The organism is Stenotrophomonas sp. T8 (assembly GCF_051853085.1).
GTDB lineage: Bacteria > Pseudomonadota > Gammaproteobacteria > Xanthomonadales > Xanthomonadaceae > Stenotrophomonas > Stenotrophomonas sepilia.
Window position 1 is genome coordinate 3,736,402 of the sequence record NZ_CP195329.1, and the last position, 24,291, is coordinate 3,760,692.

At 67.7% G+C, this 24,291-nt stretch carries 24 protein-coding genes; 13 read left to right on the plus strand and 11 right to left on the minus strand.

Annotated features, from left to right (window positions below):
* Nucleotides 1-147: 147 nt before the first annotated feature.
* The 6 genes from ACSDHM_RS17365 to ACSDHM_RS17390 are packed head-to-tail and all read left to right on the plus strand — an operon-like array spanning nucleotide 148 to nucleotide 6,070.
* Complete coding sequence (locus ACSDHM_RS17365; protein ID WP_072168907.1) at nucleotides 148-2,976, plus strand: monovalent cation/H+ antiporter subunit A; 2,829 nt, start codon at nucleotides 148-150, stop codon at nucleotides 2,974-2,976.
* Nucleotides 2,976-3,368, plus strand: coding sequence for a Na+/H+ antiporter subunit C (locus ACSDHM_RS17370; protein ID WP_188240555.1), 393 nt, complete (start codon nucleotides 2,976-2,978; stop codon nucleotides 3,366-3,368). Before ACSDHM_RS17365 ends, ACSDHM_RS17370 begins: the two co-directional genes overlap by 1 nt.
* Entirely contained in the window at nucleotides 3,365-4,900 is a 1,536-nt protein-coding gene (locus tag ACSDHM_RS17375; protein WP_072168905.1) for a monovalent cation/H+ antiporter subunit D, read from the plus strand. Before ACSDHM_RS17370 ends, ACSDHM_RS17375 begins: the two co-directional genes overlap by 4 nt.
* Nucleotides 4,897-5,403: a Na+/H+ antiporter subunit E gene (locus ACSDHM_RS17380; RefSeq protein ID WP_005419867.1), complete on the plus strand. Its 507-nt coding sequence runs from the start codon at nucleotides 4,897-4,899 to the stop codon at nucleotides 5,401-5,403. Before ACSDHM_RS17375 ends, ACSDHM_RS17380 begins: the two co-directional genes overlap by 4 nt.
* The gene (locus ACSDHM_RS17385; RefSeq protein ID WP_005411334.1) at nucleotides 5,400-5,684 is read left to right on the plus strand and encodes a K+/H+ antiporter subunit F; all 285 of its coding nucleotides are present in this window, start codon (nucleotides 5,400-5,402) and stop codon (nucleotides 5,682-5,684) included. Before ACSDHM_RS17380 ends, ACSDHM_RS17385 begins: the two co-directional genes overlap by 4 nt.
* On the plus strand, nucleotides 5,681-6,070 hold the full coding sequence (locus ACSDHM_RS17390; protein ID WP_005419868.1) for a Na+/H+ antiporter subunit G: 390 nt from the start codon (nucleotides 5,681-5,683) through the stop codon (nucleotides 6,068-6,070). Before ACSDHM_RS17385 ends, ACSDHM_RS17390 begins: the two co-directional genes overlap by 4 nt.
* 83 nt (nucleotides 6,071-6,153) lie before the next feature.
* Here ACSDHM_RS17390 and ACSDHM_RS17395 read toward each other — a convergent pair whose 3' ends face one another.
* Both ACSDHM_RS17395 and ACSDHM_RS17400 read right to left on the minus strand, forming a co-directional pair.
* The gene (locus tag ACSDHM_RS17395; RefSeq protein ID WP_049415459.1) at nucleotides 6,154-7,119 is read right to left on the minus strand and encodes a sodium:calcium antiporter; all 966 of its coding nucleotides are present in this window, start codon (nucleotides 7,117-7,119) and stop codon (nucleotides 6,154-6,156) included.
* Between the two features lie 72 nt (nucleotides 7,120-7,191).
* Nucleotides 7,192-7,848 carry a hypothetical protein gene (locus ACSDHM_RS17400; protein WP_072168904.1) on the minus strand — a complete coding sequence of 219 codons (657 nt, stop codon included), beginning with the start codon at nucleotides 7,846-7,848 and terminating at the stop codon, nucleotides 7,192-7,194.
* 125 nt (nucleotides 7,849-7,973) lie between these two features.
* On the opposite strand from ACSDHM_RS17400, the gene ACSDHM_RS17405 reads away from it, so the two are divergent.
* Nucleotides 7,974-8,507 (plus strand): hypothetical protein, encoded by a 534-nt coding sequence (locus tag ACSDHM_RS17405; protein ID WP_072168903.1) that lies wholly within the window; start codon nucleotides 7,974-7,976, stop codon nucleotides 8,505-8,507.
* Between the two features lie 84 nt (nucleotides 8,508-8,591).
* On the opposite strand, the gene hmgA is transcribed toward ACSDHM_RS17405, so the two are convergent.
* Both hmgA and hppD read right to left on the minus strand, forming a co-directional pair.
* The gene (hmgA, locus tag ACSDHM_RS17410) at nucleotides 8,592-9,890 is read right to left on the minus strand and encodes a homogentisate 1,2-dioxygenase (protein ID WP_072168902.1); all 1,299 of its coding nucleotides are present in this window, start codon (nucleotides 9,888-9,890) and stop codon (nucleotides 8,592-8,594) included.
* Between the two features lie 103 nt (nucleotides 9,891-9,993).
* Nucleotides 9,994-11,106: a 4-hydroxyphenylpyruvate dioxygenase gene (gene hppD, locus ACSDHM_RS17415; RefSeq protein WP_172412146.1), complete on the minus strand. Its 1,113-nt coding sequence runs from the start codon at nucleotides 11,104-11,106 to the stop codon at nucleotides 9,994-9,996.
* 129 nt (nucleotides 11,107-11,235) lie between these two features.
* On the opposite strand from hppD, the gene ACSDHM_RS17420 reads away from it, so the two are divergent.
* Nucleotides 11,236-11,730 carry a MarR family winged helix-turn-helix transcriptional regulator gene (locus tag ACSDHM_RS17420; protein WP_072168901.1) on the plus strand — a complete coding sequence of 165 codons (495 nt, stop codon included), beginning with the start codon at nucleotides 11,236-11,238 and terminating at the stop codon, nucleotides 11,728-11,730.
* A gap of 81 nt (nucleotides 11,731-11,811) precedes the next feature.
* Here the strand turns inward: ACSDHM_RS17420 and ACSDHM_RS17425 are convergent, their stop codons facing one another.
* The 4 genes from ACSDHM_RS17425 to ACSDHM_RS17440 form a co-directional block, all read right to left on the minus strand.
* On the minus strand, nucleotides 11,812-12,951 hold the full coding sequence (locus ACSDHM_RS17425) for a hypothetical protein (protein ID WP_439426448.1): 1,140 nt from the start codon (nucleotides 12,949-12,951) through the stop codon (nucleotides 11,812-11,814).
* Nucleotides 12,952-13,148: 197 nt separating this feature from the next.
* Nucleotides 13,149-13,748 (minus strand): thioredoxin family protein, encoded by a 600-nt coding sequence (locus ACSDHM_RS17430; RefSeq protein ID WP_111008323.1) that lies wholly within the window; start codon nucleotides 13,746-13,748, stop codon nucleotides 13,149-13,151.
* 19 nt (nucleotides 13,749-13,767) lie between these two features.
* Nucleotides 13,768-15,267, minus strand: a complete 1,500-nt coding sequence (locus tag ACSDHM_RS17435) for a peptide MFS transporter (RefSeq protein ID WP_005419890.1) — start codon at nucleotides 15,265-15,267, stop codon at nucleotides 13,768-13,770.
* Between the two features lie 181 nt (nucleotides 15,268-15,448).
* A complete protein-coding gene (locus tag ACSDHM_RS17440; protein WP_061480234.1) occupies nucleotides 15,449-16,324 on the minus strand; it encodes a tryptophan 2,3-dioxygenase in 876 nt (291 codons plus the stop codon).
* Nucleotides 16,325-16,661: 337 nt separating this feature from the next.
* On the opposite strand from ACSDHM_RS17440, the gene pdhA reads away from it, so the two are divergent.
* From pdhA to ACSDHM_RS17460, 4 genes are read left to right on the plus strand one after another with little or no spacing between them, the layout of a single operon-like run.
* Entirely contained in the window at nucleotides 16,662-17,744 is a 1,083-nt protein-coding gene (gene pdhA / locus ACSDHM_RS17445) for a pyruvate dehydrogenase (acetyl-transferring) E1 component subunit alpha (protein ID WP_010482685.1), read from the plus strand.
* On the plus strand, nucleotides 17,737-18,804 hold the full coding sequence (locus ACSDHM_RS17450; RefSeq protein WP_005419896.1) for an alpha-ketoacid dehydrogenase subunit beta: 1,068 nt from the start codon (nucleotides 17,737-17,739) through the stop codon (nucleotides 18,802-18,804). Before pdhA ends, ACSDHM_RS17450 begins: the two co-directional genes overlap by 8 nt.
* Nucleotide 18,805: 1 nt before the next feature.
* Nucleotides 18,806-19,159 (plus strand): SH3 domain-containing protein, encoded by a 354-nt coding sequence (locus ACSDHM_RS17455; RefSeq protein WP_005411349.1) that lies wholly within the window; start codon nucleotides 18,806-18,808, stop codon nucleotides 19,157-19,159.
* Complete coding sequence (locus tag ACSDHM_RS17460; protein ID WP_439426449.1) at nucleotides 19,156-20,538, plus strand: dihydrolipoamide acetyltransferase family protein; 1,383 nt, start codon at nucleotides 19,156-19,158, stop codon at nucleotides 20,536-20,538. The genes ACSDHM_RS17455 and ACSDHM_RS17460 overlap by 4 nt, the downstream gene beginning before the upstream one ends.
* A gap of 197 nt (nucleotides 20,539-20,735) precedes the next feature.
* Here the strand turns inward: ACSDHM_RS17460 and ACSDHM_RS17465 are convergent, their stop codons facing one another.
* The 3 genes from ACSDHM_RS17465 to ACSDHM_RS17475 form a co-directional block, all read right to left on the minus strand.
* The gene (locus ACSDHM_RS17465) at nucleotides 20,736-21,122 is read right to left on the minus strand and encodes a VOC family protein (protein ID WP_072168897.1); all 387 of its coding nucleotides are present in this window, start codon (nucleotides 21,120-21,122) and stop codon (nucleotides 20,736-20,738) included.
* Nucleotides 21,123-21,238: 116 nt separating this feature from the next.
* Nucleotides 21,239-21,946 (minus strand): helix-turn-helix transcriptional regulator, encoded by a 708-nt coding sequence (locus ACSDHM_RS17470; protein WP_439426450.1) that lies wholly within the window; start codon nucleotides 21,944-21,946, stop codon nucleotides 21,239-21,241.
* Nucleotides 21,946-22,581, minus strand: coding sequence for an NAD-dependent dehydratase (locus ACSDHM_RS17475; RefSeq protein ID WP_172412147.1), 636 nt, complete (start codon nucleotides 22,579-22,581; stop codon nucleotides 21,946-21,948). Before ACSDHM_RS17475 ends, ACSDHM_RS17470 begins: the two co-directional genes overlap by 1 nt.
* A 105-nt stretch (nucleotides 22,582-22,686) precedes the next feature.
* Between ACSDHM_RS17475 and ACSDHM_RS17480 the strand changes: the two genes are divergently transcribed.
* Nucleotides 22,687-24,225, plus strand: a complete 1,539-nt coding sequence (locus ACSDHM_RS17480; protein WP_072168894.1) for a GGDEF domain-containing protein — start codon at nucleotides 22,687-22,689, stop codon at nucleotides 24,223-24,225.
* Nucleotides 24,226-24,291: the final 66 nt, after the last annotated feature.

A 24,291-nucleotide genomic window follows, 5' to 3' on the forward strand; every position in this document is an offset into this window, starting at 1 on the left:
GGAAGGGACCGCAGGAACGTGATGTTGCGGCGCAGAAAAAATGAATCAGCGAACGTTACATGCAATTGATCGCTGTTTGATGGGTTTCGGCGACATTTCGCAGCCTGTTATTCTCCCTGACCTGCTCGTGAATCATGGATTCCCTGCATGCTCTCCAGCCTGCCCCTGCTGCTGGCCCTGCCGTTCCTGATGGCAGCGGCTGTTGCGGCCTTCCCCCGTAGTTCGCGCTCGGCTGCTGCCTGGCTGGCGGCACTGGCGCCGTTGGGCGGGCTGGCCATCCTCGGCTGGCTGACCCCGGCGGTGCTCGATGGCCAGGTGGTCCGCACCCTGGTCCCCTGGCTTCCACAGATCGGCCTGGACTTCACCCTGCGCCTGGACGGGCTGGCCTGGATGTTCGCCGGGCTGGTGCTGGGCATCGGCGCCCTGGTGGTGCTGTATGCGCGCTACTACCTGAGCCAGCAGGACAACGCGCACCGCTTCTACTGCTACCTGCTGCTGTTCATGGGCGCGATGCTGGGGATGGTGCTGTCGGGCAACCTGCTGTTGCTGATGATCTTCTGGGAAATGACCAGCATCAGCTCGTTCCTGCTGATCGGCTTCTGGTCGCACCGCCAGGACGCACGCGAAGGCGCGCGCATGGCGCTGGTGATCACCGGCGGCGGCGGCCTGGCCCTGCTCGGTGGCGTGCTGTTGATCGGCCGTATCGTCGGCAGTTTCGACCTGGATGTGGTGCTGGCCGCCGGCGAGCAGATCCGCGCCAGCACGCTGTATCCGTACGCCCTGTTCCTGGTGCTGGCCGGCATCTTCACCAAGAGCGCGCAGTTCCCGTTCCACTTCTGGCTGCCGCACGCGATGGCAGCGCCGACCCCGGTCTCGGCCTACCTGCACTCGGCCACCATGGTGAAGGCCGGCGTGTTCCTGCTGGCGCGGCTGCATCCGGCGCTGGCCGGCAGCGACCTGTTCTTCTATACGGTCAGCGGCATCGGCGCGCTGACCCTGCTGATCGGTGCCTGGAACGCGATCTTCCAGCACGACCTGAAAGGCCTGCTGGCGTACTCGACCATTTCCCACCTGGGCCTGATCACCCTGCTGTTCGGCCTGTCCACGCCGATGGCGGTGGTCGCCGGCGTGTTCCACATCCTCAACCACGCCACCTTCAAGGCCTCGCTGTTCATGGCCGCCGGCATCATCGACCACGAAACCGGCACCCGCGACATGCGCAAACTGGGGGGGCTGCGCAGGCTGATGCCGTTCACCAGCGCGCTGGCGATCATCGCCTCGCTGGCGATGGCCGGGATCCCGCTGCTCAACGGCTTCCTGTCCAAGGAAATGCTGTTCGCCGAAGCGATTACGGCCGGCGGCCCGGGCATCATGCGCACGGCGGTGTCGATCGCTGCGTTGCTGGCAGGCGTGTTCGGCGTGGCGTACAGCCTGCGCTTCGTGCACGACACCTTCTTCGGCACTGGCCCGCACGACCTGGACCGCGTGCCCCACGAGCCGCCGCGCTGGATGAAGGTGCCGGTGGAGCTGCTGGTGGTGATCTGTGTGGCGGTGGGCGTGGCACCCGCACTGACCGTCGCGCCGGTGCTGCACGCCGCTGCGGCCTCGATCCTCGGCACCGCCATGCCCGAATACAGCCTGGCGGTGTGGCACGGCTTCAACCTGCCGCTGGCGATGAGCGCGATCGGCGTGGTCGGTGGCGTGGCGCTGTACTTCGGCCTGCGCAGGCTGATCAACCTGCATGCCGTGACCAATGTCAGCACGGGCCGCAATGTGTTCCACGCCCAGCTGGACGCCGTGTCCGCGCTGGCCATGCGCCTGACCAGCGGCATCGCCAATGGCAGCCTGCAGCGCATGCTGCTAGGCCTGGTGCTGGTGGCGATCGTGGTTGCCGCTGCGCCGTTCGTGGCCAACCCAGCCTCGCCGAACTGGACCGCGCCGCAGCCGATTCCGCTGCTGGGCTGGGCCCTGTGGCTGGTGATGATGGCCTGCGCGGTCGCCACCCTGCGCATCTACAAGCAGCGCCTGCTGGCGGTGCTGCTGGTCGGCGGCGTCGGCCTGATGGTGGCGCTGACCTTCGTGTTCCTGTCCGCGCCCGACCTGGCCCTCACCCAGCTGCTGGTGGAGATGGTGACGCTGGTGCTGATGCTGCTGGGCATGAATTACCTGCCCGCGCAGTCCGGGCCTGAGCGGCCGCGCTGGCGCAAGCGCCGCGACGCGGTGATCGCGATCATCGCCGGTGCCGGGCTTGGCGCGCTGGCCTATTCGGCGATGACCCTGCCGCCGAACACCATGGCCGGCGAGCTGCTCGCTCGCGCGTTGCCCGAGGCCTACGGCCAGAACGTGGTCAACGTGATCCTGGTCGACTTCCGCGGCTTCGATACCTTCGGCGAGATCACCGTGTTCGGCATCGCCGCGCTGGTGGTGCATGCGCTGCTGCGGCGTACGCGGATGGCACCGGAGCAGATCATGCCCGGCCCGCCGATCAAGCTGCCGGTGCCGGCCGACCTGGCGCAGATCATGTTCCCGCTGACCCTGACCGTGTCGATCTTCCTGTTCCTGCGCGGGCACAACGCACCGGGTGGCGGCTTCATCGCCGGCCTGGTATTGGCAGTGCCGCTGCTGATCCAGTACGTGATCCAGGGCACTGCATCGGTGGAGTCGCGCTTCGGCTTCGACTACATCCGCTGCATCGGCATGGGCCTGCTGATCGCCCTGCTCAGCGGCAGCGCCTCGATGCTGTTCGGCGTGCCGTTCCTGACCAGCGGCCATCTCGACCTGCACCTGCCGCTGATCGGCGACGTACCGCTGGCCAGCGCGATCGGCTTTGACATCGGCGTCTATCTGGTGGTGTTCGGCGGTGCCATGCTGATGCTGTCGATGATGGGCACGATCAAGCCGTCGCGAACCCGCACCGCCCGCAAGGGTGAGATCGACCTGCAACGCCGCTCGGCACGCACCGGGGAGATGCACTGATGGAACTGGCCCTGGCTACCGCGATCGGCGTGCTGACCGCCATCGGCATCTACCTGCTGCTGCGTGCGCGCAGCTTCGATGTGATCCTCGGCATGACCTTCCTGTCCTACGCCACCAACCTGCTGATCTTCGCCGGCGGCCGCGTGGTACTGGGCAAGGCGCCGGTGCTGCAGGACGGCGTGGACAGCCACCTGGGCAACTACACCGACCCGCTGCCACAGGCGCTGGTGCTGACCGCTATCGTGATCGCCTTTGCGATGACCGCGGTGAGCATTGTGCTGGCCATGCGCAGCCGCAGCGACAACCACAGCGACCACGTGGATGCCCACGAGCCGGATGACGACCTGCAGGATGAGCGCGTGCCGCCGCGCCGGGGCGAGGACCGCGCATGAACCACCTGGTGATCCTGCCGATCCTGATTCCGCTGCTGGGTGCGGCGCTGTCGCTGTTCGTCGAACACCGCCGCTATGGCCCCAGGGTGCAGCGGGCGGTGGCCTGGACCGCGCTGTCGGCGCTGGCGCTGGCGGTCGGGCTGCTGTTTGCCACCACGGCCAGTGGTGAAATCAACGTCTACCTGCTTGGCGACTGGCCGTCGCGGCTGGGCATCGCACTGGTGGCCGACCGGCTGTCGGCGTGGATGCTGCTGACCACCCTGCTGCTGGCCATTCCCTGCCTGCTGCACGCCTGCTCGGGCTGGGACCGCCGCGCGCCGCACTTCCATGCGCTGTTCCAGTTCCAGCTGGTCGGCCTCAACGGCGCGTTCCTGACCGGCGACATCTTCAACCTGTTTGTGTTCTTCGAGGTGATGCTGATCGCCTCCTACGGCCTGCTGCTCAGTGGCGGCCGCGGCCTGCGCATGCGCATCGGCCTGCACTACGTGGTGTTCAACGTCACCGCCTCGACCCTGTTCCTGGTCGCGCTGGGCCTGCTGTATGCCTCGCTGGGCTCATTGAACATGGCCGAGCTGTCGCAGCGCATCGCCGAGGTACCGCCGGCACAGCTGACCCTGGTGAAGGCGACCATGGGCCTGTTGCTGCTGGTGTTCTGCGCCAAGGCCGCGCTGATGCCGCTGTACCTGTGGCTGCCGGAAGCCTATTCGCGCGCACCGGCGGCCGTGGCTGCGCTGTTCGCGATCATGACCAAGGTCGGCCTGTACTCGGTGCTGCGCATCCAGATGCTGTGGTTCGGCGACGATGCCGGCGCGATGGCCGGCTATGGCCGCGACTGGATGTTGTGGGCGGGCGTCGCGACGCTGGTGCTGGGCGGCCTCGGCGCACTGGCCGCCACCCGCCTGCGCGTGCTGATCTCCTACCTGGTGATCGTGTCGGCGGCCACGCTGTTCATCGCCTTCTCGGTGGGCACGCCCCAGGTGCTCTCGGCTGGCCTGTACTACCTGCCGCACAGCAGCTTCGTCGCTGCCGCGCTGTTCCTGGTTGCCGATCTGATCCGCCGCCGTCGCGGTAGCGCCAGCGACCGCAAGGAAGTGGTCGCGCCGATGCCGGGCAAGGAGACGCCCGCCGTGTTGTTCCTGATCGGCGCGGTGTCGGTGGCCGGCCTGCCGCCGCTGTCCGGCTTCCTGGCCAAGGCTGCGCTGCTGGCCGGCATGCCGGTGCAGTACACCGCCCCGGTCTGGACCGCTGTGCTGGTCAGCAGCCTGCTGGTGATCATGGGCCTGACCCGGGGGGGCATCCGCCTGTTCTGGCGCGTGCCGCCGGTCGATCCGGAAGCGCCGGTACCGCGCAAGGCGCGGCTGCGCCGGGTCGAGCTGTACGCGGCCTGCATCCTGCTGGCCTACGGCATCGGCATGACCCTGGCCGCAGCTCCGCTGATGCGCTACACCGACGCCACCGCCGCGCAGCTGCTGCACCCCAGCGAGTACGTGCAGCAGCTGCGTGCGACTGCACCGGAGATCCGCCAGCCATGACCGCCCAGCGCTCCCTGTTCCGTCGCCTGATTCCGTCGCCGATGCTGAGCATCATGGTGGTGGCGTTCTGGCTGCTGATGTCCGACAGCTTCACCCTCGGCCAGATCGTGCTGGGCCTGCTGCTGGGCGTGGTGGTGCCGCTGTTCGCCGCACGCCTGGACCGCGAGTTCGCCCGCATCGGCACCCTGCGCCCGTTGCCGAAACTGCTGTGCGTGACCCTGTGGGACATCCTGATGTCCAACATCCGTGTCGCCCTGCAGGTACTGGGGCCGGAGAAGAACATCCACCCCGGTTTCATCTGGCTGCCGCTGGACATCGCCAACATCCATGGCATCGCTGCGCTGACCAGCATGATCACGCTGACCCCGGGCACGGTCTCGGCCGCGCTCAGCGACGACCGCAAGTACCTGCTGGTGCACGTGCTGCACCTGGAGGACCCGCAGGACCTGATCGATACGATCAAGCGCCGTTACGAGGCGCCGTTGATGGAGATCTTCCCATGACCGGTTTTGAAGTCATCCAGACCACCCTGGTGGTGTGCATGCACGTGGTCGGCCTGGCGATGCTGCTGGCCACCTGGCGGCTGTTGCGCGGGCCGACCGTGCCCGACCGCATCCTCGCGCTGGACACGCTGTCGGTGACCGCGATCGCTGAGCTGATGCTGTTCGGCATGTACCTCAACTCACCGATCTACTTCGAGGCGGCGCTGATCATCGCCATGCTCGGCTTCGGCAGCACCGTGGTGCTGAGCAAGTTCGTCCTGCGCCGGGACATCGTCGAATGATCACCGCGATCCAGATCGTCCTGTCGATCCTGCTGCTGTTCGGCTGCTTCTTCATCCTGGTCGGCGCACTGGGCCTGGTGAAGCTGTCCACCTTCTTCAAGCGCCTGCACGCACCGACCAAGGCCAGCACGCTGGGCGTGGGCTGCGTGCTGGTGTGCTCGGTGTGCTACCACATCTTCCTCGGCCAGGACCCGCAGCCACGCGAGCTGCTGATCACCGTGTTCCTGTTCATCACCGCACCGATCAGCGCGCACATGATGGCCAAGGCGGCGTTGTCGCTGCTGATGGAGACCCGCCCCAGCCTGCCGGGCAACGAGCCGGCCGCCGAGGAGCAGCTGCCGCCGCCGGAACCGGTGCGGGAAGAAGAAACCACGCAGAACCGGTAGTGCCGGCCGCTGGCCGGCAATGTGACGCCCGGTAGGTGCCGACCGCTGGTCGGCACGAACAGCAGCCGAGCATGGGCTCGGCTCTACAGCGCCGGTGCGCCGACCAGCAGCAGCTCCAGCACGAACCAGCCTACGAACGCGACCAGCAGGATCCCGCCTTCGCCACGACTGATCTTCAGGTCGCCGCGCAGCATCGGGTACAGCACCAGCGCAAACGCCAACAGCGCCGGCAGTTCCAGGCGCACGAACGAGGCCGGCAAGGCCAACGGCTGCAACACCGCCATCGCACCGATCACCAGCAGCAGGTTGACCACGCTGGAACCCAGTACGTGGCCGAGCACCATGTCACCATGCCCGCGACGCGAGGCGGCAATGGCGGTGGCCACCTCGGGCAGTGCGGTGCCGATCGCCACCGGCAACAGGCCGACCAGCAACGGCGTCCAGCCCAGTGCGGCACCGAAGTCGGCCGCAGCACCCACCACCAGGCGCGCGCCCCAGTACAGGGTTAGTGCGGCGATCAGCACGCGCAGCACGTTCAACGGCAGGCTGGTGCGGCTCAGCGCGGATTCGGCGATGGCTGCCTGCACCTCGGCGCTCTCGACGCGGCCGCGGCGCAGCAGCAGCACCTGCATGACGATGAAGCCCGCCACCAGCACGCCGCCTTCCCAGCGCACCAGGCGACCATCCAGGCCGAACAGGATCAGCAGCACGCCGGCCGCCAGCAGCGACCACCACAGCACCGCCTGCAGGCGCGCGCGCAGCAGCAGGGGGGCGGCGATGGCGGCCACCGCCAGGGTCAAGCCCAGATTGACGATGCTGCTGCCCACTGCATTGCCCAGCGCCAGCTCCGGTTGGCCGACCGCCAGCGCACGTGCGTTGACCGCCAGTTCCGGCAACGAGGTGGTCACGCCGAGCAGCAGCAACCCGGCAGTGAACGGGCTGGCCCCGAAGCGCTGGGCCAGGCCAGAGACGGCCTTGACGATGGAGTCCCCGCCCAGTGCCAGCAGCAGCAGGCCGAGCAGGAACCAGGCAATGGCAATGGCGATCATCGAGCACTTCCCAGCAGTGGTGGCGCGATTCTACGCTTGGCCCGAGCGCATGGCTGGGCGGTGGATCAAGGATCAGCCACAGCCTTCCGCATAGTCGACCTGCGGGGTCTGCCCGACCCGCCAGGCCCCCACCCGGCCATCGGCACCGAGCGCGAAGTCGATCACTGCCCCGCCCTCCTGCACCGGCCGCACGCGCAGGTGCTGGGCCTTCTCGTCGTACTTGTCGGGACCGACGTCAGCGCGCTCGGGATACAGCACCTGCAGCTCGCCCAGGGTCATGCCGACCTTGCCGCCGCCCGGTGCAGTGATGGCGGCGCTGCGCACGTCGTAGCGCACCAGCTTGCGGCCTTCGATCATCAACCGCGGGTCCTCGGCATCCTGCGGGCGCAGGAAGTAGCAGCCGTCGTTGCCGTCGTCCGCGGGCAGCGGCTTGCCGGCGGCATCGGTGCCCAGCCCCTGCAGCGGCGTGCCGAAGCCGCTGCGGACCTCGGCGATGCTGGCGCCCAGCGTGACGCCGCCGAAGCCATCCAGGCGCGCCGGGCTGTCCTTGCGGAGGTCGTTCGCCGGGCGGGCCGCCAGATCAGGATCCGTCGATTGGGCCGGACCGGTCGCCGAGGCGGTTTCCGCCGGGGTATCGCTGCCGCTGCCGGCGGCGCCCTGCTTGTCGGGGCCGCCACTGCAGGCGGCGAGCGAAAGGAGCAACAGACCAGCAATCGGGAGGTGCTTCATCGGTGCGGTTCCCTGGCACGAAGGTAGCTGCACGCTAGCGCAGCGCGCGTGCAGACGCTGCATTGTCATCGCGGTTTCATCGCCCTCGTTCAGGCTCGGCGTGCACCGACCTGGCTGTCCCTTCCATGCAACCGCGCAAGACCGAACTCGCCCGAACCGCGCTGCAGGCCCATCGCGCGCCGCTGGACATGCGCCAGCGCCGGTTGCTGATCCTGTGCGACGGCCAACGCAGCATCACCGACCTGACCGGCCTGCTCGGCCAGGATGCGCCCGCGATGGTCATCCAGCTGGTGCAGGCCGGCTACCTGAGCACCGGTACCGGTGCCGCAGCCCCGCCACCGCCGCCGGCAGCCACGGTAGCGCCGCAGCCCGCAACACCTGCCGCAGCCGCGGCCACAGCAGTCGAACGCCGCCGCTCGCTGGTGGCTGCGCGCATCTACGTGCTGGGCATCCTGGAAATGCAACGCCACCCGCAGGCGGCGGCCTTGTTCCGCGACCTGCAGCAGGCCCGCGCGGAAAGCGACGTACTGCAGGTGCTGCACTCGGCGATGCAGATGCTGCCCGGCCTGACTTCGGTGGGCTATTGCCAGCGTGTACGCCAACGCCTGCTGGAGGCGCTGCCGTTGGAGCACTGCGACGCGTTCGCCGAGGTGGCCTGAAGAAAAAGGGGACGGAGGGGATTAAGTCGCAATCAGCACACGTGTGCTTGAAACGACTTAATCCCCTCCGTCCCCTTTTTCGGGTCAGCGGAAGTTGTTGCGCAGGCCGTTCCAGCACTGCTGGTAGTCGCCCTGACGGTGGCCGGCGGCCAGGGCCTGTGCGGTCGGGCGGATCACCGCGCGGGTCTCGAACATGAAGGCCATCGTGTCCTTGATCACGTCCGCCTTGGACAGATCGGCATTGGACGCCTTGTCGAAGGTCGGTGCGTCCGGGCCGTGGCCGCTCATGCAGTTGTGCAGCGATGCGCCGCCCGGCACGAAGCCTTCGGCCTTGGCATCGTAGGCACCGTGCACCAGGCCCATGAATTCGCTGGCGATGTTGCGGTGGAACCACGGCGGGCGGAACGTGTTCTGCGCCACCAGCCAGCGCGGCGGGAAGATCGCAAAATCCATGTTGCTGGTTCCCGGCGTGTCGCTGGGCGAATGCAGCACCAGGAAGATCGACGGATCCGGGTGGTCGTAGCTGATCGAGCCAATGGTGTTGAAGCGGCGCAGGTCGTAGCGGTACGGCGCGTAGTTGCCGTGCCAGGCCACCACGTCCAGCGGCGAATGGTCGATCGGCGCACGCCACAGGCGGCCCTCGAATTTGGCGATCAGCTCGAAATCGCCATCGACATCCTCGAACGCCGCGTGCGGGGTTTCGAAGTCGCGCGGATTGGCCAGGCCGTTGGAACCGATCGGGCCAAGGTCGGGCAGCTTCAGCAGCGCACCGTAGTTCTCGCAGATGTAGCCGCGGCTCGGGCCATCGGGCAGTTCAACGCGGAACCGCACGCCGCGCGGGATCACCGCGATCTGCTGCGGCTCGATCTCGATCACGCCCAGCTCGGTCAGCAGGCGCAGCGCGCCCAGCTGCGGCACGATCAGCAGCTCACCGTCGGCATCGTAGAAGTAGCGGCCGACCATGTCGCGGTTGGCAGCGTAGAGGTGGATGCCCACGCCAGCATGCGCATCGGGCGAACCGTTGCCCCCCATCGTGTACAGGCCTTCGACGAAGTCGGTCGGCAGCTCCGGCAGCGGCAGCGGACTCCAGCGCAGCTGGTTCGGCGAGGCCGGTTGTGCGCCGAAATCACATTGCAGCTGCGACTGCGCGAACGGGGTGAACTCGCCATGGGTCACCGCCGGACGGATCCGGTACAGCCAGCTGCGGCGGTTGCTGCCGCGCGGCGCGGTGAAGGCGGTGCCGGTCAACTGTTCGGCGTACAGGCCGTGGGCCACCTTCTGCGGCGAGTTCTGCCCGACCGGCAGCGCGCCGGCGACGGCCTCGGTGGCGAATTCGTTGCCGAAGCCGGACTGGTAGCCGCGGGCGGTGAGGGCGGGGGACATGGGGGCTCCTGAAAAACGGCAAGACCGGAACGGAAAGCAGCCGAGCATGGCTCGGCTCTACAGGCAAGCAGGCGCCGGGCGTGACCCGGCGCTGCCCAGGACCTTACAGCACGCCGCGGCGGATCTGGTCGCGCTCGATGCTCTCGAACAGCGCGGTGAAGTTGCCTTCGCCGAAGCCCTCGTTGCCCTTGCGCTGGATGATCTCGAAGAAGATCGGGCCGATGCAGTTCTGGGTGAAGATCTGCAGCAGCTTGCGCTGGTGGGTTTCCGGATCGGCATCGATCAGGATCTTGTTCCTGGCCAGGCGCGGCACGTCTTCACCGTGGTTTGGCACGCGCTGGTCGATCACGTCGAAGTAGGTCTCCGGCGTGTCGAGGAAGTCCACGCCCTGCGCGCGCATCGCTTCGACCGTGTCGTAGATGTTCTCGGTGAAGCAGGCGATGTGCTGGATGCCCTCGCCCTTGTATGCGTCCAGGTACTCGTTGATCTGGCTCTTCGGGTCGGACGATTCGTTCAGCGGGATGCGCACGATGCCGTCCGGCGCGGTCATCGCCTTGGACACCAGGCCGGTCTTCAGGCCCTTGATGTCGAAGTAGCGGATCTCGCGGAAGTTGAACAGGCGCTCGTAGTAGTCCGACCACTGCTGCATGTTGCCGAAGTACAGGTTGTGGGTCAGGTGGTCGATGAAAGTCAGGCCGAAGCCCACCGGGTGCAGGTCGGCACCGGCGATCGGCTCGTAGTCGCCGTCGTAGATGCTGCCGGCCGCGCCGTAGCGATCGACCAGGTACAGCATGCAATCGCCGATCCCCTTGATGACCGGCGCGCTGACCGCCTTGCTGTCCGGCTTGAAGGCGATGGCTTCGGCGCCGTTGCCCAGCGCGGCCTGGTAGACCTCCTGGCCCGGCTTCTTGAAGCGGATGGCGAAGCCGCAGGCGCACGGACCGTGCTTTTCGGCGAAGTCGGCGGCGAACGAAGCGGGGTCTTCATTGACCAGGAAGTTGACGTCGCCCTGGCGATAGACGGTAATCGGACGCTGCTTGTGCTTGAGCACCGCGCTGAAGCCCATCTTCCGGAAGTACTCGTGCAGCTCCTGGCCACGGCCGGCCGGGGCGGCGAATTCGACGAACTCGAAGCCGTCGATGCCCATCGGGTTCTCGAAGGTGGTGACCTGCATGCCGGGGTTGGGATGCGAGGCGGTCGGGACTGCGGTATTCATGGCGTGGCTCCGAATCGGTACCGCATCGGTACAAACCAGGTGCGGGCAGGTAGGGACCCGGCGAGAATGCAGGGTCTGGACCCACCCCTTATAGTTACACTTGAAACCACCAGCAAGGTGCACCGCAACATGAGCCCCGCCGATCCTGCCTCGACCCGCCTGCGTGCCTCGCACGTCCTGCTCGACCTGGAACAGTTCCTGCCGTACCGGCTGAGCGTGCTGTCCAACCGGGTCAGCGGCAACATCGCCAAGCTATACGGCGATCGTTACGGTCTGGCGATCCCCGAGTGGCGGGTGATCACCATCCTGGCGCTGTACCCGGGCTCCTCGGCCAGCGAGGTCTCCGACCGCACGGCGATGGACAAGGTGGCGGTCAGCCGCGCCGTGGCCCGCCTGCTGGAGCGCGGCTTCATCAAGCGCGAGACGCATGGCGACGACCGCCGCCGCTCGGTATTGGCGCTGTCGGCCGCCGGTTTCGAAGTGTACGAGACCATCGCGCCGATGGTGATCGAGATCACCCGCAAGCTGATGTCGGTCCTGAGCGACGAGGAAGAGCAACTGCTGGAAAAGCTGATCCTGCGCCTGGCCGGCGAAGGTCTGGAGCGGATGGGCGAAGGGGTCTGAACGAAAAAGGGGACGGAGGTGATTAAGTCGTAATGAGCACAGGTGTGCCTGAAACGACTTAATCCCCTCCGTCCCCTTTTTTCAGCTCAAGTGCTTGCGCCTTGCGTGGATCCACGGCACGGCCAGTGCTGCGATGGCGCCGCCGGCGAAGCCCAGCGAGGCGGCAACCGTGGCGGCTTCGACGGCCCCGGGCAGCGCCAGCGCCGCAGCCACCAGCAGCAGCGACGGCAGGCCGACGAAGGTGCCCAGGAAGAAATGCCAGCGCGGTGACCAGGTATTGAGCTGCAGCAGGCTGACCGGTTGCCAGGCGTCGGACGCGGCATCCTCGGCGATCTTCGCCACCACCTTGCCCAGATCCACTTCCGGCAGCGCGCGCCCCAGGCGGGCGGTCGCCAGCAGTTCGGCCACGGCCTCCACCGGTGGGAAGCTGGACGGCCACGCCACCGGGGCCGGCACGCCGTAAGCGGTCAGCAGCGGCACGCTCAGCCACGGCGCCACCAGCGGGCGCATGCGGCGGCGGCCATGCACGCACCAGATCTGCGGCTGTCCCTGCGCGGTGACGTTGTACAGCGCCAGTTCGTTGGCGGGCGGATAACCCAGCATGGTCACCCGCGCCGCCAGACTGTCCTGGCCCATCGCACGCAGGAAGCCCGGGCGGCTGCGCCCTTCCTGCATCCACGCCAGGCCCAGCGCACCCACCAGGTACGCCTCCGCCACGTCCTTGCTGCCCGCCGTGGCGCGCTCGTCACTGGCCAGGTACCACGCCAACGACTTCGGCTCGGTGACATCCTCCAGGCCCCATCGGCTGTCATTCCCCAGCACGTGCCGCACCGGCAGACGGGCAGGCGCGGTTTCGCCACGCTCCCCGGTCTGCAGGAACGGCAGCACGCCCTGGATGAAGGTGGACAGCTCGATCGCGCGCGCGCCATGGCCCTGCCATTCCGGCGGCAGCAGCCCGGCCAGCTGGCCTTCGGCGGCCAGCGCATCAAGCCGCGCCTTCTGCTCGACCAGTTTCTGCACCGCACCCTTCAGCACCACGTTATCGGGCAGCGCGATCTGCGGCAGGCGATGGCGCGGCGGGGCCAGTTCGACGGTGTCCTCGCCGGTGCCGGCGTCGTCCAACAGGGTTTCCTGCGCCGGCAAAGTCACGCCCTCGCCTGCCCCACCCTCGGCCAGGTGGCTGGCAGGTTCGGGCAATCGTTCGGCGTGGTCGCTGTGCATGGGCGTTCCGGTAGGTAGCATCGACGGGATGTCGACTGAGGTCCTTGCCGGTAACGGCGAGCGCGTTGCGAAGTTGAGATGCCGATTCAGGGAGTGTGACGGCGCGCGCAGTAGAGCCACGCCATGCGTGGATGCGACCCGGCATCAGTGCCGGCCAGCGGCCGGCCCCTCCCCACCCTGCCGGCCAGCGGCCGGCACTACCGGTCAGGTGCCCACTGCTTGAGGAACGCGCTCACCCGCGCAGGCTGGAAGGCTTCGCCCTTGCGCAGCTCAGCAGTGGCCTGCGAGACCAGCAGGCTGCCATCGGCGTCCAGTACCAGCAGGTGCGGGTAGTCGCGCTCCATCACCGGGAACTGGGCGAAGAAGGCCGTGTTGGGCTGTTCGTCGCTGGCGTTGACCTTCACCCACACGTAATGGGCGTCGCGGAAGCGGCGCAGGTCGCCGTTGCCCTCGACCATTTCGTCCAGCGCCCGGCAGCGATCGCAGGCGGCGTTGCCGATCTCGAGCAGGATGCGCTTCTTGCCGCGCTGGGCTTCCACCTTGGCGGTGGCCAGGTCATCGGCGGGGTTGCGGGCCGGGTCGAACTGCGCACCGAGCCCGGCGATGGCGGCGATATCTGCCGCCACCGGGGTGTTGCCCGAGGCCACCGGTTCGCTGGGGTCAGCGACCGGTGGCTCGGTGGGTCGGGTATCCAGCGGCTGCGTGGGCTCGGCGGTGGCAGGCGGTTGCGGTTGGGAACAGGCGCCGATCAGCGCCGCACAGACCACCACCATTGCACCACCGAGCTTGCTACGCATGCCTTCTACCCTCTCATCATTACTTGACGCCGTGCATCAGCTTGTTGATCAGCGGGGCGATCAGGAACAGCACCACGCCGGAGCCGATCAGGGCCCAGAACCCGAAGGTATACCCCTTCAGGGCCGACTCGACCGTCATGCCGCCTTCACCACTGACCACGCCAGCGAAGATGCCCGACAGGTTGTTGCCGATGCCGGTGGACAGGAACCAGCCACCCATGCCGAAGCCGACCAGGCGCACCGGGGCCAGCTTGGTCACCATCGACAGGCCGATCGGCGACAGGCACAGCTCACCCACGGACTGGATGACGTAGACCATGAACAGGGTCCAGAACGGGATCTTGCCGTCCACGACCATCTGCGACAGGGCGAACATCAGCAGCGCGAAGGCGGCGCCGTTGAACAGCAGGCCCAGGCCGAACTTGCGCGGGATGGACGGATTGGCGCGGCCCATCGCCACCCAGATCCAGGCGATGACCGGGGCCAGGGTGATGATCGCCACCGAGTTGACCGACTGGAACCACGCGGTCGGGAAGGTCCAGCTGCCGAACTGGCGGTTGACAATGTTCTCGGCCAGGAAGGTGAACGAGCTGCCGGCCTGCTCGAAGAACATCCAGAACATCACGTTGAAGGCGAAGATGATCAGCATGGCGATCACGCGGTCGCGCTGCACCTTGCCCTCGCGGATGCCCTCGACCAGCAGCAGCACGGCCAGGGCCGTGAACATCGCGCCCAGGATCCAGGCCAGCGCGGTGGCGCCGGTGGCCAGCAGGAAGTACGCGACCGGGATGGCGACCACGGCACCGGCCAGCACCATGATGATGCGGCCGAAGCCTTCAGCGCCGGCCGGCGGTGCACCGATGCCCTTCAGGCCGGCGCGACCGATGTAGAACCACACCAGCGAGATCAGCATGCCCACGCCCGAAGCGATGAACACGACCTTGTAGGACGGCATGGCATCGGTACCGAAGACCTTGCGGGCCAGGTACTCGGTCAGCACCGGGGCGATCATCGCGCCAATGTTGATGCCCATGTAGAAGATGGTGAAGCCCGAATCGCGGCGCTCGTCCTTCAGGCCGTACAGCTTGCCGACCATGGTCGAGATGTTGGGCTTGAACAGGCCGTTGCCGACGATGATCGTGGCCAGGCCGAGCTTGAAGATGTGCTCCTGCGGCAGCGAGATCATGAACAGGCCGGCGGCCATGATGATCGCGCCGGTCAGGATCGAGCGCTGGTAGCCCAGTACCCGGTCGGCCACGTAGCCGCCGAAGATGGCCGCGGCGTACACCAGGGCCAGGTAGGCGCCATAGATGCGGCTGGCGTCGCCTTCACCGGCAGCGCTGCCGTTGTAGAACTGGGCAACGATGTAGAGCACCAACGCCCAGCGGATGCCGTAGAACGCAAAGCGTTCCCAGAACTCGGTCATGAACAGCATCCACAACGGGCGCGGGTGGCCCAGCGTGGTCTTGAAGTCCGGCAGTGCCGGCTCTGGGGTGTTCGCAGTGGCGTTTACGCTCATGCGGATTTCCTGGTTCGGTGGATGACGAGCACGTCCGCTGTGCAGTTGGAGCAACGCGCGAGGATCACCGACTTCTGGCGTTCACGTCAAATACACGCCGTTTGAGGCACGTGGCAGCCTGCTCCCTGAACTTGCATCTGAAACGATCCAGCCGCGGGCCGGGAACCAAGCTGAATGGGGATCAGCCCAGCGCTGCCGGGGGCACGGCCTGCAGGCTGGTGCGCACCTGGAACAGCTCGGGGAAGAAGGTCAGTTCCAGCGCCTTGGCCAGGAAGCCCACGCCGGACGAACCGCCGGTGCCGCGCTTGAAGCCGATCACCCGCATCACGGTGCGCATGTGTCGGAATCGCCACAGCTGGAAAGCCGTCTCCAGGTCCACCAGGTCCTCGCACAGCGCATACTCGCGCCAGTAGCGGTCGGTGTCCTGGTAGATGCGCTCGAAGACCGGCTGCAATGCGTCGTCGGCCACGTGCGGCTGGGTCCAGTCGTGGGCCTCGTAGACCGCCGGCACTGCATGGCCGAAGCGGGCCAGGTACTTCAGGAATTCCTCGTACAGGCTGGGCGCCTCCAGCACGGTGCGCAGCTGCGCCTGCCCGGCCGGGTCGTGCTCGAACACCTGCAGCATCTGCGCGTTCTTGTTGCCCAGCAGGAACTCGATGTAGCGGTACTGCAGCGACTGGAAGCCCGACGACGGGCCCAGCACGTCGCGGAAGCCCATGTATTCGGACGGGGTCAGCGTTTCCAGCACCGACCACTGCTCGGTCAGCTGGCGCAGCACCTGCTTGCTGCGCGCCAGCACCTTGCGGCACTGCCAGACTTCATCGCGCTGCAGGAAGCCGATCGCGGCACGCAGTTCGTGGCCCAGCAGCTTCAGCCACAGCTCCGAGGTCTGGTGCTGGATGATGAAGAGCATCTCGTCATGGTGCGGCGGGCTGGACAGCGGCTGCTGCGCGCTGAGCAGCTGGTCCAGCCGCAGGTAGCCGCCGTAGGTCAGGCGCCCCTGCAGGTCGGTGTGGATACCAGCTTCGAGATCGCGTTGGTTGTTGTCGACGGACATGGGTGCGGCCAGATCGGGGGCGGCAAGGGTAGCGCGTTGCCAGCCGCGCGGGCAGCCGCGCCGTCCATTACCGGGGCGTGCGGTGCCCCGTGGAGCATTGGCCGATGCGGGCCCTGCGCGTGGAACCGATCGGGTCGTTGCGCCAGCGGTCAGCCAGAGGCGTATTCTGATGCTTTGCAGCAACGACTGAATACGTTGTTGTTATTGGCCCCCCACCCGCCGGCAGGGGTAAAACGGGGAATCTCCGTGTTGCGGCGCAGGAAGGCTATTCCGTACGCGTTCCTTAACATGGCGATTCATATCATTTGTAACTTCTCTGTCGAAGGTGCAGTACGCAATGACGGTTGCCGCTGAATTCAAGATCGAATACCTGCAGTACCTGGACACGGACGGCACGCTCGTCCGTGACGACCTGCCCGCGTCGCTGCGCGACCCCAAGGTGCTGGTACCGCTGTTCAAGCAGATGCTGTTCGTACGTACGTTCGACAGCAAATCCATCGCGCTGCAGCGCACCGGCAAGCTCGGCACGTATGCCGCCTGCCTGGGCCATGAAGCCGCGCACGTGGGTATCGGCGCGGCGATGCAGAAGGACGACGTGTTCGCGCCTTCGTACCGCGAGTATGGCGCGATGTTCATGCGTGGCGTACGCCCGCACGACGTGCTGATGTACTGGGGCGGCGACGAACGCGGCAACGATTACGGCGGCAACGCGGCCAGGGACTTCCCGTTCTGCGTGCCGATTTCCACCCAGTGCCTGCATGCGGCAGGTGCTGCGCTGAAGTTCAAGCTCAACAAGGAACCGCAGATCGCCGTGGCGGTGTGCGGCGACGGCGGCAGCTCCAAGACCGACTTCTACGCGGCACTGAACTCGGCCGGCGCCTACAAGCTGCCGCTGATTCTGTGCATCGTCAACAACGGCTGGGCCATCTCGGTGCCGCGCTCGGCCCAGACCGGTGCCGAAACGCTGGCGCAGAAGGGCCTGGCGGGCGGCCTGCACTGCCTGCAGGTGGACGGCAACGACCTGATCGCGGTGCTGGCGGCAATGGAACAGGCGCGCGAACGTGCGCTGGCCGGCGACGGTGGCACCGTGCTGGAACTGATGACCTACCGCCTGTCCGACCACACCACCGCCGATGACGCGCGCCGCTACCGCGACGACGCCGAAGTGAAGGATGCCTGGCAGCGCGAGCCGATGCTGCGCCTGCGCAAGTACCTGATCAACGCCGGTGTGTGGAGCGAAGAAGAGGAAACCGCCTGGGTCGCCGAGTGCGGCACGCGCGTGGACGAGGAAGTGAACCTGTACCTCAACACGCCGGTGCAGCCGGTCGAGGCGATGTTCGACTTCCTGTATGCCGATCCGCCGCCGGACCTGCTGGCCCAGCGTGCCCAGGCGATCGCCCTGGAGAAGCGCCATGGATGAGATCAAGAACGGCGCGCCCGGCGCGCACACCAACGCCGCCGACAGCGCTGCGGTCGCGCGCGGAGATGACAGCATGACCACCACCCCGATCACCCTCATCGAAGCCATCACCCAGGCCCTGGCCTGGGAGCTGGAACACGACCCGTCGGTGCTGGTGCTGGGCGAAGACGTGGGCGTCAACGGCGGCGTGTTCCGCGCCACTGCCGGCCTGCAGCAGCGCTTCGGCTCGGACCGCATCCTCGACACCCCGCTGGACGAAACCACCATCGCCGGCCTGACCATCGGCCTGGCCGCACAGGGCATGAAGCCGGTGGCCGAAGCCCAGTTCGACGGCTTCATGTACCCGATGGTCGACCATATCGTCTGCCATGCCGCACGCCTGCGTTACCGCACGCGTGGCCGTCTGCACTGCCCGATGGTGCTGCGCGTGCCGTGGGGCGGTGGCATCCGCGCGCCGGAACACCACAGCGAAGCCAACGAGGCGATCTTCACCAACGTGCCGGGCCTGCGCGTGGTGCTGCCGTCGTCGCCGCAGCGTGCCTACGGCCTGCTGCTGGCTGCGATCCGCGAGCCGGATCCGGTGATCTACATGGAGCCCAAGCGCATCTATCGCCAGTACAAGGAAGTGGTCGTCAACGACGGCGAAGCGTTGCCGCTGGACGTCTGCTTCGTGCTGCGCGACGGCACCGACGTGACCCTGGTGACCTGGGGCGCGCAGGTGAAGGAAGCCCTGGAGGCGGCCGACAAGCTGGCCGGCGAAGGCATCAGTGCCGAAGTCATCGACGTGGCCACGCTGCGCCCGCTGGACTTCGCCACCATCGCCGAATCGGTGGCCAAGACCGGCCGCTGCGTGATCGTGCAGGAGGCCCCGAAGACCGCGGGCTTCGGCGCCGAGATCGCCGCGCGCCTGGCCGAGGAATCGATCTACGACCTGCTGGCCCCGGTCGAGCGCGTCACTGGCTACGACACCCACATTCCGCTGTTCCGCCTGGAAATGAAGTACCTGCCGAGCGTTGAGCGGATCGTGGCGGCGGCCAAGCGCGCGGTGGCGGCCGGCTGACATGCGGGCCCGCCTTCTGGGGGCTTACCGCAGCCAGTATCCCAACCCGCTCCGGTTCCACACCGGCCAGATCGTCGAAGTAGGTGTACGTGACGAGGAATGGCCGGCGTTTGCCTGGGTACGCACCAACGATGGGCGCGCTGGATGGGCGCCCATCGCCTGGTTGCAGCTGCTGGACGAGGGTCGCGCCGAAGCCCTGTGCGACTACGACGCCCGCGAGCTGGATGTGGAAAGCGGCGAGATGGTGAAGCTTCATCACGAACACGGCGGGTGGTGGTGGTCCGAGCGCGCCAATGGCGCGACGGGTTGGCTGCCGGCCCGCGAACTGGAACTGCTGGAAGAGAACTGCAAATGAGCCAGACCAAGAACTTCAACCTGCCCGACCTGGGCGAAGGCCTGCCGGACGCGACCATCGTCGAGTGGTTCGTCAAGGAAGGCGATGTGATCAAGCTGGACGAGCCGCTGGTGTCGATGGAGACCGCCAAGGCCGTGGTGGAAGTGCCCTCGCCGTTCTCCGGCAAGGTGCTGAAGCTGTCCGGCGGCGCCGGCGACATCATCCCGACCGGCTCGGTGCTGGCCAGCTTCGAACTGGACCCGAACCTGCCGCAGCGTGCCGATGGCCAGGACACCGGCCACAGCCATGGCCACGCCGCACCGGCGGCGCCGACCCCGCCGCCGCTGCCTGCCGCAGCCGCACCGGTGGTCGCGGAAGAAGCCAAGCCCGCCGCTGCCGAGCGTGACGACGCCGGTACCGTGGTCGGCGCGATGCAGAGCTCCAATGCCGTGCACGCCGAGCAGGCGCTGGCCGTCGGTGGCGTCAAGGCCGTGCCGGCCGTGCGTGCGATGGCGCGCAAGCTGGGCGTGGACCTGAGCCGCGTGGCCGCTACCGGCACCGATGGTGCGGTGACCATGGCCGACGTCAAGCAGGCCGCCGCCAACGGCACCGCCAAACTCGGCGCCGCCCCGGCACCGGTTGCCGCCGCGTATGCCGCACCCACCCCGGCGCAGGTGTCTGCCCCGGTGCAGAGCGAAGCCCGCACCCCGCTGTCCGCCGCCGGCAAGCCGATGCGCACCCAGCCGCCGGGCGTGGTCGCCAAGGGCCAGCCGGAACCGCTGAAGGGCGTGCGCCGCAACATGGCCCGCGTCATGGCCGATGCGCACAGCAAGGTCGTGCCGACCACGCTGAACGACGACGCCGACATCCACGCCTGGCTGCCGGGCAACGACGTCACCGCCCGCCTGGTTCGCGCCATTGTCGTTGCCGCACAGAAGGTGCCGGCGATGAACGCCTGGTTCGACGGTGAAGCGCTGACCCGCACCCTGCACGCGCAGGTAGACATCGGCATCGCCGTGGACACCGACGACGGCCTGTTCGTGCCGGCCCTGCGCAATGCCGACATGCTCGACGCACGCGGCATCCGCGAAGGCGTCAACCGCCTGCGCGAGCAGGTGGAATCGCGTTCGATCGCCGCCTCGGAACTGAGCGGCTACACCATCTCGCTGTCCAACTTCGGCATGTTCGCCGGCCGCTACGCGACCCCGGTCGTGGTGCCGCCGTGCGTGGCCATCGTCGGTGCCGGCCGTGCCCGCCACCAGATGACCCCGGTGATGGGCGGCGTGGAAGCGCACAAGGTAATCCCGCTGTCGGTCACCTTCGATCACCGCGCGGCGACCGGCGGCGAAGCCGCCCGCTTCCTGCGCGCGATGATGGACGACCTGGCGCTGGCCAGCTGATCGGCCACCTGACCGGTAGGTGCCAACCGTTGGTTGGCACATGACTTGGAGAAAACGCCGGGCAATGCCCGGCGTTTTTTTGTGCCGCTCTACTGTAGAGCCGAGCCATGCTCGGCTGCGTTGCAATTTATCCACGTCATGCGTGGATGAAGGCAAGAAGCAAGCCGAGCATGGGCTCGGCTACAGATCGCCTGCGATCAATCGCGCGCGACCATACCCTCGGCACGGCTGTACACACGCAGGCGATGACCATCCGGATCGGCGCCGACGAAGGTGTGGCCGAATTCCAGCGTTGTTGGTGCCTGCAGGATCTGCACGCCCAGCGCGCGCCACGCATCGTGCATCTGCTGCACGGCGTCGGGGTTGGAGACCACCATCGCCAGTTCGGCGGCACCGGCCTGCGCGGACACCGGAGGCTGCACGTCATCGCGCTGCCACAGGCCGAGTGCGGCACCATCACCGAGCAGGAACAGCGCAAAGCCGGGCGACTGTTCAACCGGTGGTTTGCCGAGGATGCCACTGTAGAAGGTTGCGCTGGTGGCGACGTCGTGCACGTACTGCAGCAGGGTACTGGGTGTGAACATGGGGAAGCTCCGTTGTTGGGAGCATTCATGGTGGTATGGGCCTGCTGACACATTCTGTCAGTAGAGGGGACTACCGGTAGAGTCGACTCTCCCCCCGCTCTCGGCTGTTGCTGTGGTTATGAGCGATCCAGCCAGTCCGGCGCGATGCCCTGGGCCTTCTGCCAGCGCCGCAGTAGGGTGGCGCGCGGCACGCGGTAGCGGTCCTCCAGCACACGCACCTGGCGGATGCGATCCAGCCGGAAATGGCGGAAATCCTCGCGGCGCTCGCACCACGCCGCCAGCATCGGCACTTCATCGAAGTAGCCCAGCGCGAACGGCCAGACAATGCGCTCAGTGCGCCGGCCTTGCGCATCCTCGTAAGCGAACTTCAGGCGCTGCTGCGATCCCACGGCTTCGCGCACAGCCTGCAGGCGTGCTGCCGGCACCTTGGCCGCAGCACGCGAAGGTCCCACGCGCAGGCCACTGTCACGCAATGCCTCGCGGCGTGCCGCAGGCAACACATGGGCGATACGCGCCAGGGCATCACGTGCGGCCTCGGCCAGCGCCGGCTCGGTGCGCGCGGCGACCCAGCGCAGGCCCAGCACCAGCGCGTCGATCTCGGCCGGTGGCAGGGTCATGGGAGGCAAGGTATCGCTGGGTGCCAGCTGGTAACCGACGCCGGCCTCGCCACGCAGGTCGGCGCCCTGCTCGCGCAGGGTCTCGATATCGCGGTACAGCGTGCGCAGGCTGATGCCCAGCGCTTCGGCCAGCGCCTGCCCGGCCACCGGCCGTCGATGACGGCGCAGCAGCTGCAGCAGCTGGGTCAGGCGCAGCGCTCGCGACATCAGCCGACCAGCGTGCGCGACGCCACCACGTGCTCGCCCGGCTGCGGGGCCAACGCAGCCTCGACCAGCGCCCTGGCAATCTCGGTGGCCGGATTGATCCGCCACGCACGCGGCAAGACCGGCCCCAAAGCGCCCAGCACCGTCAGCGCCAGGCGCTCGCCACGACGCACCTCGTTGCGCTCGCCCCCGATCAGCCCTGGGCGGACCAGGGTCAACGAATTGAAGCCCAGCGCGCGCAGGTCCCGCTCCAGCTCCCCCTTCACCCGGCTGTAGAAGATCGACGACTGTGGGTTGGCGCCGGCTGCGGAATTCAGCACATAGGTCTGCGCCCCCTGTGCTTTTGCCAGGCGTGCGAACGCCAACGGGTAGTCATGATCGATGCGATGGAAGGCCTCGCGGCTGCCGGCCTGGGCGATGGTGCTGCCCAGCGCGCAGATGACCGCGTCAACGCGCGCCCATTCTGGCGAAGTGGGCAACGCTTCGAATGCCAGCACCGGGTTCTCCAGCTTCCCGTGAGTCAACGCCAGGGGGCGGCGGGTCGGGGCAACCACGGCGCCGCAGCGCGGGTCGTCCAGCAGCCTGCGCAGGGTCAGCCCACCGACCAGGCCGGTCGCCCCCAGCAACATCACGCGCATCACCACCTCCACTGCGGCATCCTGTCGCCCATCCTAGCCGTTCAAGCCCTCGGCGGCCGCGCCGATATGCTGGAACCAGTCCCTGCCAGCCCCAGGATTCGCTCCATGACGGACCAGCCCGACCACCGCCCTGCCCCCGGTACCGCCCTTGGGCCGCCGGCACGCGTGCGCGCGGTCGTGGACGATGGGCGGGGTGACCGCGTGGTGCTGCAGGGCGGCGGTGGCGTGGCCCTGCAGCAGCTGTTCGCGGGCGCCGATGCGCCGGAACCGCTGCTGGCAGCGTTCGCCAACGGCATGGCCACCCTGCCCGGCGAACTGGGCGACATGGGCGACCGCCTGCAGTCGGCACAGGCCAGCGCCGATTGGCCGCGCTATGGGCGCGCGATGCGGCAGCTGATCGACAAGTACATCCGTACCATCGAGCAGCATTCGCCGGACGGGCAGCCGGAAAGCCTGCGCCTGTCCGAGCAGCTGCGGCTGCTGCTGGGCGGTGCGGTGGTGGCCCTGCTGCAGCACGACCCGGACCTGCGCGAGCAGGCGCAGGCGCTGGCCCTGCGCCTGCGCCAATGGCAGCCGGGCACGGCCCTGGAACCAATCGAACAGGGCGTGCGCGAACTTGGCCACCAGGTCGGCGTGCGTGCCGAAAGCTGGCAGGAGCAGCAGGCGCTGCTGCTGGAGCTGTTCGCGCTGCTGCTGGAGAACGTCAGCGAGCTGCTGGATGACCGCAGCTGGCTGCAGGGCCAGATCGCGGCGGTGCGCCAGTTGCTGGACGGTCCGTTGGAAGCCGAGGCAGTCGAGCGCACCCGCGCCGAGTTGCGCGAAGTGATCTACAAGCAGGGTCTGCTGCGCCAGGGCATCGACGATTCGAAGGCGGCGATGCGTGGGCTGATGGGCGAGTTCATCGAGCGCATGGACGGCATGGCGACCAGTACCGGCGAGTATCACGACCGCATTGGCAGCTACGCATTGCAGCTGCGCGAGGCGCGCAGCATCGCCGACCTCAACCAGCTGCTGCAGGAGGTGATGCGCGATACCGGCAAAGTGCAGCAGCAGGCCGCACAGGCCCGCGATCACCTGGCCAATGCGCGGCAGGAAGTGGAGCGTGCAGAGCAGCGCATTGCCGAGCTGGAGCAGGAACTGCGCGCCGCTGGTGACCTGGCACGCATCGATCCACTGACCCAGGCGCTGAACCGCCGTGGCCTGGACGAACTGCTGGAGCGCGAGCTAGCCCGAGCCGCGCGCAACAACTCACCGCTGGGCGTAGCGGTGATCGACCTGGATGATTTCCACCAGACCAACGACGCGCACGGGCATGCCGGTGGCGATGCGTTGCTGCAGCACCTGGTGGCCGTGTGCAAGCTGCTGCTGCGCGCCACCGACGGCATCGCACGGCTGGGCGGCGACGAGTTCGTGCTGGTGCTGCCGGAAACCCAGGGCGCCGACAGCATGGCCACCGTGCAGCGCCTGCAGCGCTCGCTGGCCCATCGCGTGCTGACCGTGCAGGAGCAGCGCGTGCCGGTGCATTTCAGCGCCGGGCTGGCGCAGTGGCAGCCCGGTGACGATACCGAAACCCTGCTGCGGCGCGCCGATGACGCGCTGTATGCGGCCAAGCGGCAGGGCAAGAACCGCGTGCAGGCGGGCTGATGATCCAGCGTGCAGACGCTGTAGCGCCCGAGCCCATGCTCAGGCGGCGGCGCGCAGCGCCGTAGA